8 protein-coding genes are annotated in these 8,145 nt (G+C 72.3%); 6 read left to right on the top strand and 2 right to left on the bottom strand.

The window, feature by feature from the left end; translation table 11 throughout:
* Positions 1 to 162: 162 nt before the first annotated feature.
* Both sigJ and ACZ5WK_RS20305 read left to right on the top strand, forming a co-directional pair.
* Positions 163 to 1,101 (top strand): RNA polymerase sigma factor SigJ, encoded by a 939-nt coding sequence (sigJ, locus tag ACZ5WK_RS20310; RefSeq protein WP_465548750.1) that lies wholly within the window; start codon positions 163 to 165, stop codon positions 1,099 to 1,101.
* A 94-nt stretch (positions 1,102 to 1,195) separates the two neighbouring features.
* Positions 1,196 to 2,266: an NAD(P)/FAD-dependent oxidoreductase gene (locus ACZ5WK_RS20305; protein ID WP_465548749.1), complete on the top strand. Its 1,071-nt coding sequence runs from the start codon at positions 1,196 to 1,198 to the stop codon at positions 2,264 to 2,266.
* An 88-nt stretch (positions 2,267 to 2,354) separates the two neighbouring features.
* Here ACZ5WK_RS20305 and lepA read toward each other — a convergent pair whose 3' ends face one another.
* Positions 2,355 to 4,223, bottom strand: coding sequence for a translation elongation factor 4 (lepA, locus tag ACZ5WK_RS20300; RefSeq protein WP_396323208.1), 1,869 nt, complete (start codon positions 4,221 to 4,223; stop codon positions 2,355 to 2,357).
* Positions 4,224 to 4,536: 313 nt separating this feature from the next.
* Here lepA and ACZ5WK_RS20295 point away from each other — a divergent pair, with 313 nt between their 5' ends.
* The 3 genes from ACZ5WK_RS20295 to ACZ5WK_RS20285 all read left to right on the top strand — a co-directional run bounded on the left by ACZ5WK_RS20295 (position 4,537) and on the right by ACZ5WK_RS20285 (position 6,593).
* On the top strand, positions 4,537 to 4,842 hold the full coding sequence (locus ACZ5WK_RS20295; protein WP_465548748.1) for an antibiotic biosynthesis monooxygenase family protein: 306 nt from the start codon (positions 4,537 to 4,539) through the stop codon (positions 4,840 to 4,842).
* 208 nt (positions 4,843 to 5,050) lie between these two features.
* Positions 5,051 to 5,317 carry a 30S ribosomal protein S20 gene (gene rpsT / locus ACZ5WK_RS20290; protein WP_363607500.1) on the top strand — a complete coding sequence of 89 codons (267 nt, stop codon included), beginning with the start codon at positions 5,051 to 5,053 and terminating at the stop codon, positions 5,315 to 5,317.
* A gap of 664 nt (positions 5,318 to 5,981) precedes the next feature.
* On the top strand, positions 5,982 to 6,593 hold the full coding sequence (locus ACZ5WK_RS20285; RefSeq protein WP_465548747.1) for a hypothetical protein: 612 nt from the start codon (positions 5,982 to 5,984) through the stop codon (positions 6,591 to 6,593).
* Between the two features lie 36 nt (positions 6,594 to 6,629).
* Here ACZ5WK_RS20285 and holA read toward each other — a convergent pair whose 3' ends face one another.
* Positions 6,630 to 7,625 carry a DNA polymerase III subunit delta gene (gene holA, locus ACZ5WK_RS20280; protein WP_465548746.1) on the bottom strand — a complete coding sequence of 332 codons (996 nt, stop codon included), beginning with the start codon at positions 7,623 to 7,625 and terminating at the stop codon, positions 6,630 to 6,632.
* Between the two features lie 95 nt (positions 7,626 to 7,720).
* Between holA and ACZ5WK_RS20275 the strand changes: the two genes are divergently transcribed.
* Positions 7,721 to 8,014: a hypothetical protein gene (locus ACZ5WK_RS20275; protein WP_465548745.1), complete on the top strand. Its 294-nt coding sequence runs from the start codon at positions 7,721 to 7,723 to the stop codon at positions 8,012 to 8,014.
* Positions 8,015 to 8,145: the final 131 nt, after the last annotated feature.

The following is an 8,145-nucleotide window of genomic DNA, read 5'->3' as shown; positions in this document are numbered from 1 at the left end:
GGGGGGGGGGGTGGGGGGGGGAAGGGGGGGGGGGGTGGAGGGGGGGGGGAGGGGGGGAGGGGGAGGCCCACGCCGGGAGAAAAGGGGGGGGGGCCACCCCCCCCCCCCCCCCCCCCCCTCCGGCTCTTCGTCTTCCGGGGGACGGGCGCTACCGTGGGGCCCGTGAGTGACGACCCGTCGGCGGCAGCCGTGTCGAGCCCGGACGCGACCCCGGACGCCTTCGAGGTGAACCGGCGCTACCTGGGCTCGGTCGCCTACCGGCTGCTCGGATCGTTCAGCGACGCCGAGGACGTACTGCAGGAGGCCTGGCTGCGGTGGCGGTCCGCCGACCAGTCGGCCGTCACCGACCCGCGGGCCTTCCTCACCACCGTCGTCACCCGGCTCTGCTACGACCAGCTGGGCTCCGCCCGGGCCCGCCGGGAGGCCTACTTCGGCGAGTGGCTGCCCGAACCGGCCGTCTCCTACCAGGACTCCCCCGCCTCCCCCGCCGAGCTGGCCGAACTCGGAGAGTCGGTCTCGCTGGCACTGCTCGCCGTCCTGGAGCAGCTCACCCCGGCCGAACGCGCCGCGTTCGTGCTGCACGACGTGTTCGCGGTCGGCTTCGACGAGATCGCCGCCTCGCTCGACCGCTCCACCGAGGCCACCCGCCAGCTCGCCTCCCGGGCCCGGCGCCGGGTGAAGGACGGCGGCCGCCGCGCCACCGCCGACCGCTCCGAGCACCGGCAGGCGGTGGAGGCGTTCGCCGCGGCGAGCACGCGTGGCGACATCCAGGGCCTGCTCGCCGTGCTCGACCCGGAGGTCGTCTGGCACTCCGACGGCGGCGGGGTCGTCTCCGCCGGCGCCCGCCCGGTGTTCGGCGCCGACAAGGTCTCCCGGCTGGTCGCCGGCCTGGTCGCGAAGTGGTTCACTCCGGACATGGGCCTCGCGCTCGCCCTGGTCAACGGCGAGCCGGGCCTGCTCTGGCACGACGCCGACGGCGCGGTCGGCGGTGTGCTGGCCTTCACCGTCGCCGACGGCCGGATCACCGAGGCTTACGTGGTGGTCAATCCCGAGAAGCTCACCCGGATCGCGCCGATCGCCGGCCCGCCCGACACCGTGTGACGCAGGTCACTGTCACGCTTCGACCGGCCGTGTCGTCCCCTTCCCGAAAACGCAGCGAGCGCTTCGTGAGGGCGCTTCGAAGGAGGCGGACGACATGGCCGAGAAGCAGATCGTCGTACTGGGCGCCGGCTACGCGGGACTGAGCGCGGCGACCCGGGCGGGCGGCAAGCACAACCGGGTGACCCTGATCGCCCCGGAAACCCGCTTCCTGCACCGCGTCCGCCAGCACGAGACCGCCGCCGGCCGGCCCGCGCACCGGCCCACCGTCGCCGAGGTCGTCCGCGGCCGCGGCGTGCGGCACATCGCGGCCCGCGCCACCGCCCTCGACCTCAACGCCCGCAAGGTCTTCCTGGACACCGGCGAGGCCGTCCCCTACGACACCCTGGTCTACGCCCTCGGCAGCCGCACCGCCTGGCACGACGTCCCCGGCGCCGCCGAGCACGCCTACCCCGTCGAGCGGGCCGCCGAACTGGGCCGGCGGCTGCGCACCGCCGGCCGCCCCGGCACCGTCGCCGTGGTCGGCGGCGGCGCCACCGGCATCGAACTGGCCACCGAGATCGCCGAGGCCAACCCCGGCTGGAAGGTCCGGATCGTCGCCGCCGGCCAGGTCGGCGGCTGGTTCTCGGCCCGCGGCCGCCGCCACGTCCTGGACGTCATGGCCCGGCTCGGTGTCGAGGTGCACGAACAGAGCACCGTCACCGCCGTCGACCCGGACGGCCTGGACACCACCGCCGGGCGGATCCCCGCCGACGTGGTCGCCTGGGCCGCCGCCCTGGAGCCGCACCCGCTGGCCGCCGAGGCCGGCCTGACGGTCAACGCGGCCGGCCAGGCCGTGGTCGACGGCCACCTGCGCTCGGTCTCGCACCCCGACGTCCACGTGATCGGCGACGCCGCCGAGGTCACCGTCCCCGGCACCGGCACCCTGCGGATGGCCTGCGCCACCGCCCAGCCGATGGGCCGCTACCTCGGCAAGCTGCTCACCGGGGGCACCGACAAGCCCTTCGCGTTCCGGTACGCGGTGCAGTGCCTGAGCCTCGGCCGCCGGGACGGCATGGTCCAGCTGATCCACGGCGACGACTCGATGCGGCCCACCGTGCTCACCGGCCTGACCGGACGGCTGACCAAGGCGCTCATCGTCAACGGCGTGGTGTGGTCGCTGCGGTGACCCCGGCGGGCCGGGTCGCGACGCCCCGGCCCGGCCGGACATGCCGAGGGCCCGGGGCGGATCGCCCCGGGCCCTCGTGCGCCGTCGGTTACTTCTTCTCCTTCGGCGCCTCGGCGTCGGTGGACAGCGCGGCGATGAAGGCCTCCTGCGGGACCTCCACGCGGCCGACCATCTTCATCCGCTTCTTGCCTTCCTTCTGCTTCTCCAGCAGCTTGCGCTTGCGCGAGATGTCACCGCCGTAGCACTTGGCGAGGACGTCCTTGCGGATCGCGCGGACCGTCTCACGGGCGATCACCCGGGAACCGATGGCCGCCTGGATCGGCACCTCGAACTGCTGGCGCGGGATCAGCTTCTGCAGCTTGCCGGCCATCATCACGCCGTAGTTGTAGGCCTTGTCCTTGTGCACGATCGCGGAGAACGCGTCCACCGCGTCGCCGTGCAGCAGGATGTCGACCTTCACCAGCTGGGCGCTCTGCTCGCCGATGGGCTCGTAGTCGAGCGAGGCGTAGCCGCGGGTCTTGGACTTCAGCTGGTCGAAGAAGTCGAAGACGATCTCCGCGAGGGGGAGGGTGTAGCGCAGCTCCACCCGGTCCTCGGAGAGGTAGTCCATGCCCTGGAGGTTGCCGCGGCGGGACTGGCAGAGCTCCATGATCGCGCCGACGAACTCGTTCGGCGCCAGGATGGTCCCGCGCACGACCGGCTCGAACACCTCGGCGATCTTGCCGGTCGGGAACTCGCTCGGGTTGGTGACGGTGTGCTCGGAGCCGTCCTCCATCACCACGCGGTAGACCACGTTGGGGGCGGTGGAGATCAGGTCGAGGTTGAACTCGCGCTCCAGCCGCTCCCGGATGATCTCCAGGTGCAGCAGGCCGAGGAAGCCACAGCGGTAGCCGAAGCCCAGCGCGACCGACGTCTCCGGCTCGTAGACCAGCGCGGCGTCGTTCAGCCGCAGCTTGTCCAGGGCGTCGCGGAGCAGCGGGTAGTCCGAGCCGTCCAGCGGGTAGAGGCCGGAGAACACCATCGGGCGCGGGTCCTTGTAGCCGCCCAGTGCCTCGGTCGCACCCTTGTGCATCGAGGTGATGGTGTCACCGACCTTGGACTGCCGGACGTCCTTCACACCGGTGATGATGTAGCCCACCTCGCCGACACCGAGGCCGTCGGCGACCTTCGGCTCGGGCGAGATGACGCCGATCTCCAGCAGCTCGTGGGTCGCGCCGGTCGACATCATCGCGATCCGCTCGCGCTTGGTGAGCTGACCGTCCACGACACGGACGTAGGTGACCACGCCGCGGTAGGAGTCGTACACCGAGTCGAAGATCATCGCGCGGGCCGGGGCGTCCTTGACGCCGACCGGGGCCGGGATGTTGTCGACGATGTGGTCGAGCAGGTCCTCGACGCCGAGGCCGGTCTTGGCGCTGACCTTGAGCACGTCCCCCGGGTCGCAGCCGATGATGTGCGCGATCTCCGCGGCGTACTTCTCCGGCTGGGCGGCCGGCAGGTCGATCTTGTTGAGCACCGGGATGATCGTGAGGTCGTTCTCCAGCGCCAGGTACAGGTTGGCGAGGGTCTGCGCCTCGATGCCCTGGGCGGCGTCCACCACCAGGACGGTGCCCTCGCAGGCCGCGAGGGAGCGGGACACCTCGTACGTGAAGTCCACGTGGCCCGGGGTGTCGATCATGTTGAGGATGTGCGTCGTGCCGGCGTTCGCTCCGGCGTTCGGCGCCCACGGGAGGCGGACGGCCTGCGACTTGATGGTGATGCCGCGCTCGCGCTCGATGTCCATCCGGTCGAGGTACTGGGCGCGCATCTGCCGCGGGTCGACCACACCGGTGATCTGGAGCATCCGGTCTGCGAGCGTCGACTTGCCGTGGTCGATGTGGGCGATGATGCAGAAGTTGCGGATCAGCGCCGGGTCGGTACGGCTGGGCTCTGGCACATTGCTGGGGGTCGCGGGCACCTTGGTCCGATTCTCCGTTGGTCCGGGGGCCGGGGGTGTCCTGGTCATCGCTGACCGGTTTCCCGGGGACCGGACAGTCGTCCGATCGAAATAGTTCCTCCCATACTCCCACGAGCGCGACGTGCGCCGCCGTTCGGTTCTTCCCCGGGGCTCCGGCCGGGCCCTTCCGGAGGGACGGCCGGGTGTTCCCCGCCGGGGGCGGGCTGCCGTTCCGCGTGGGGCAGGCCGCTGTTCCGCGGGCGGGCGATCGCCTGCCCGCGGGCGTCGAGCGGCCGTTCCCCCGGCGTCCGGGTGTGCGGCAGGATGCGGTCGCATGATCCTGGAAAGTGCGCTGCTCGACGTCGTTCCCGGCCAGGAGGAGGCCTTCCTCGCCGCCTTCGCCGAGGCCCGGCCGCTGATCGCGGCCCAGTCCGGCTTCCGCTCGCTGGAGCTGCGGCGCTGCCTGGACGAGGGCCGCGGTTCGCGGTTCCTGCTCCAGGTGGAGTGGGAGCGGCTGGAGGACCACACGGAGGGGTTCCGCCGCTCGGCCGAGTACGAGCGGTGGAGGGAGCTGCTGCACCGCTTCTACGAGCCGTTCCCCGAGGTCGAGCACTACGGGGAGCCGGTGCTCCGGGCCTGACGCGGTTCGGGCCCCGTTCCGACGCGTGAGGGCTTCCGGCGGCCGTCCGGTTTGGGGTCGGCCGTACGCCCCTGGTAGCGTGGGGCGCTGCACCTGGCCTCGGCATGCCCTCTCAGCTGGTCCGACGGCCGCGCGGTGCAGCCCTCCCCCAGCCTCTCCGGCCGGGGGACCCCCAGAACCGTTTAACACACAAGACTGAGGCTCCTTCGTGGCGAACATCAAGTCCCAGATCAAGCGCAACAAGACCAACGAGAAGGCGCGCCTGCGCAACAAGGCCGTCAAGTCCTCGCTGAAGACCGCTCTGCGCAAGGCCCGTGAGGCCGCTGCCGCCGGCGAGACCGAGAAGGCCGCCGTGCTGGCCCGCGCCGCCTCCAAGGCGCTCGACAAGGCCGTGAGCAAGGGCGTCATCCACGCCAACCAGGCCGCCAACAAGAAGTCGGCCATCACCAAGCGCGTCAACGCCGTCCAGGCCTGACGCACCCGGGGCCCCAGGCCCCACCCACCTCGGGAGAACCGGCCCTCTACCCGGACCTCCGAGGCGAGAACCAAGACTCGCACCGCACGCGGCCTGCGTTCGCCACGCGGGTGCGGTGCACAGGCAGTACGGCAGGCGCCGCAGCAGACCTCTTCCCCGAGGCTGCTGCGGCGCCTGTCGCGTTCTGTGGTCCGACCGCTATGGTCGGTCACGGCAGTTTCGGGATCACGCTCGCAGGGACCGCCGCTCGGGCGGGCGCCGAACGGCGATCACCGTCGCCGGTTCGTCCAGTCCGTCCGGTCTGTCCGGTCCTTCGAATCCGTCGGGTTCGCCGAGCTCGGCGAGTTCGGCGGGCACGGAATCACGGCGTCCGACGGATTCCTTGAAAGCGTTGAAGGCTCAGGGGGGGGCACAACCTATGGCGACGCCACCGCCACCACCGGCCCAGAGCGGGCCGGGGTTCACCGGTTTTCCGCAGCAGCAGGCACCACCGGCGGGAGCCCCCGGGTTCGGCCCGCCGCCCGGACTGCCCACCTCGCCGGGGCTGCCGCCCACCTCCCCCGGAACGCCGCCGGTTTCACCCGGCGCGGCGGCCGGGCCGGGCGGGACCGGCGGGCCCGGCCGTAAGCGCGGGAACCTGCGGCGGAACGCCGTCTGGGCGTTCGTGGGCGCCATCCTCGCCTCGGTCGTCTGGTCCGGCGCCGTGGCCGTCGTGCCCAGGATGGTGCAGGGCCACTCCTCGGCGCAGAGCATCCACGGCTACCACGCCATCGACAAGATCTGCGAGACGGGCAAGCTCACCGCGTTCCGGCAGAAGTACAAGATGGTGGACAACTACCCGCTGGAACACACCGGCCGCAGCGGGTCCATGGACATCATGCGGTGCTACGCCCTGATGAAACGCTCCGTCAGCGGGAGCGACACCCCTGACTACGCCACCCTCGACATCCGCGTCGAGCTGCACAAGGCCGTCGACTCCTCGCCCGAATACGCCGCCACCCGGCACTACTTCGAGCAGCAGAAGTACCAGATCGCCGACGTGCCGAACCTCGGCCAGGAGGCCTACTACGCCTACGGTGACGAGCCGACCAGCTCCGACAAGACGTACCACGACATCAACTACTACCTGCAGGTCCTGGACGGCGGGATGACGTTCTCGCTCTACTGGACCGACAACTACCAGGTCGGCAAGGACACCACGCTGGACCGCGACTCCGTCCGGCGGGCCATGCTCGACGACACCCGGGACATCCTCAAGGCGATCGGCGGGAAGTAGGCGAGGCCGTCCGCGCCGCCCGTGCTCCCGCTCCGGTCAGTACGGGCGGGAGCCGGCCCGGGCGGCCCTGGCGACGGCAACCACCGCCCGCTCCAGGGCGTAGGCCGGGTCGTCGGAGCCGCCCTTCACGGCAGCGTCCGCCTGCGCGATCGCCGTCAGCGCGGTGGCCACGCCGTCGCCCGTCCAACCGCGCATCTGCTGGCGGACCCGGTCGACCTTCCACGGCGGCATGCCCAGCTCGCGCGCCAGATCGGCCGGGCGCATGTTCCGCCCAGCCGTCGCCAGCCGGCCGATACTGCGCACCCCGGACGCCAGCGCGTAGGTGATGCCGGTCGGCGGCTGCCCCACGGCCAGCGCCCAGCGCAGCCGCTCCAGGGCTTCGGCCGCCCGGCCGGTGACCGCCAGGTCCGCCACCTCGAAGCCGGTCGCCTCGGCCCGGCCGCTGTAGTAGCGCGCCACCACGGTGTCGTCGATGGTGCCCTCGACGTCCGAGGTGAGCTGGCTGCACGCGGCCGCCAGCTCGCGCAGGTCGCTGCCGAGCGCGTCCAGCAGAGCCTGGCACGCCTCCGGGGTCGCCGACCGCCCGAGCGTTCGGAACTCGCCCTTCACGAAGGCCAGGCGCTCCGACGCCTTGGCGAGCTTCGCGCAGGCGACCTCGCGGCCGCCGGCCTTCCGCCCGGCGTCCAGCAGCCCCTTGCCCTTGGCGCCGCCCGCATGCACCAGCACCACGATCACTTCTTCGGCCGGGGCCTCGATGTACGCCTTGACCTCCTTCACGGAGTCGGCGCCGAGATCCTGGGCGGCCCGGACCACGATCACCTTGCGCTCGGCGAAGAGCGAGGGCGTGGTCAGCTCGGCCAGGCTGCCAGGCTGGAGGCTCCCGGGCGCGAGATCCCGTACGTCGGTGTCGGGGTCCGCCGCCTTCGCCGCCGCCACCACCTGGGCGACCGCACGGTCCAGCAGCAGCTCCTCCTGGCCGACCGCGAGGGTCAGCGGGGCGAGCAGGTCGTCGGGTGCACTCTTCCTGGCCATCGCCTACCAGCATCCCACGCGGTACGGACAGCCCCGCGCGGCCCGGGAGCCGGGGGTGGTCGCGGGCGCCGGGCGCGCGCCTGGAAAATGGGCGGGTGACCGAACACTCCACCACCGACCAGCCGGACGCCTTCGACCCGAACGCCCGGCAGCTCCTCGTCCTCCCCGACCGCGACGCCGCCGAGGAGGCCGCGGAGGAGCTCAGCGCCAACCATCCCGACCTCGGCGAGCTCGAAATCGTCCGGGACGCCCTGGCCGGCGAGGACGACGCCGAGGACGCCCAGTGGCTGGTTGTCGTGGAACCCCCCGAGAACGGCTGGACCCCCGCCCACCTGCGCGCGCTCGACGCCATCGCCGCCGAAGCCGACGGCTGGCGCGAGGAGAGCTGACCGTCCGCCCCGGTCGCCGGAGTGGGGAGGCGGGCTGTCCCACTTCCCCCCCCCCGCTGAGGGCCTTCCTGGCCACTTTCCGGGTGGCGGGTCAAGGGCCAAAGCGATGGCCCGGGAGACCCTCCCCAGCC

It is taken from the genome of Kitasatospora sp. NPDC032757, from assembly GCF_055579305.1.
Note: the sequence above shows the minus strand (reverse complement) of the source record. Positions and strands in the feature narration are given on the sequence as shown.

Bases quoted from the DNA above. Each gene is read 5' to 3' on its own strand.
- ACZ5WK_RS20305 (WP_465548749.1), top strand. From the start codon at position 1,196: ATGGCCGAGAAGCAGATCGTCGTACTGGGCGCCGGCTACGCGGGACTG.
- ACZ5WK_RS20295 (WP_465548748.1), top strand. From the start codon at position 4,537: ATGATCCTGGAAAGTGCGCTGCTCGACGTCGTTCCCGGCCAGGAGGAG.
- holA (WP_465548746.1), bottom strand. From the start codon at position 7,625: ATGGCCAGGAAGAGTGCACCCGACGACCTGCTCGCCCCGCTGACCCTC.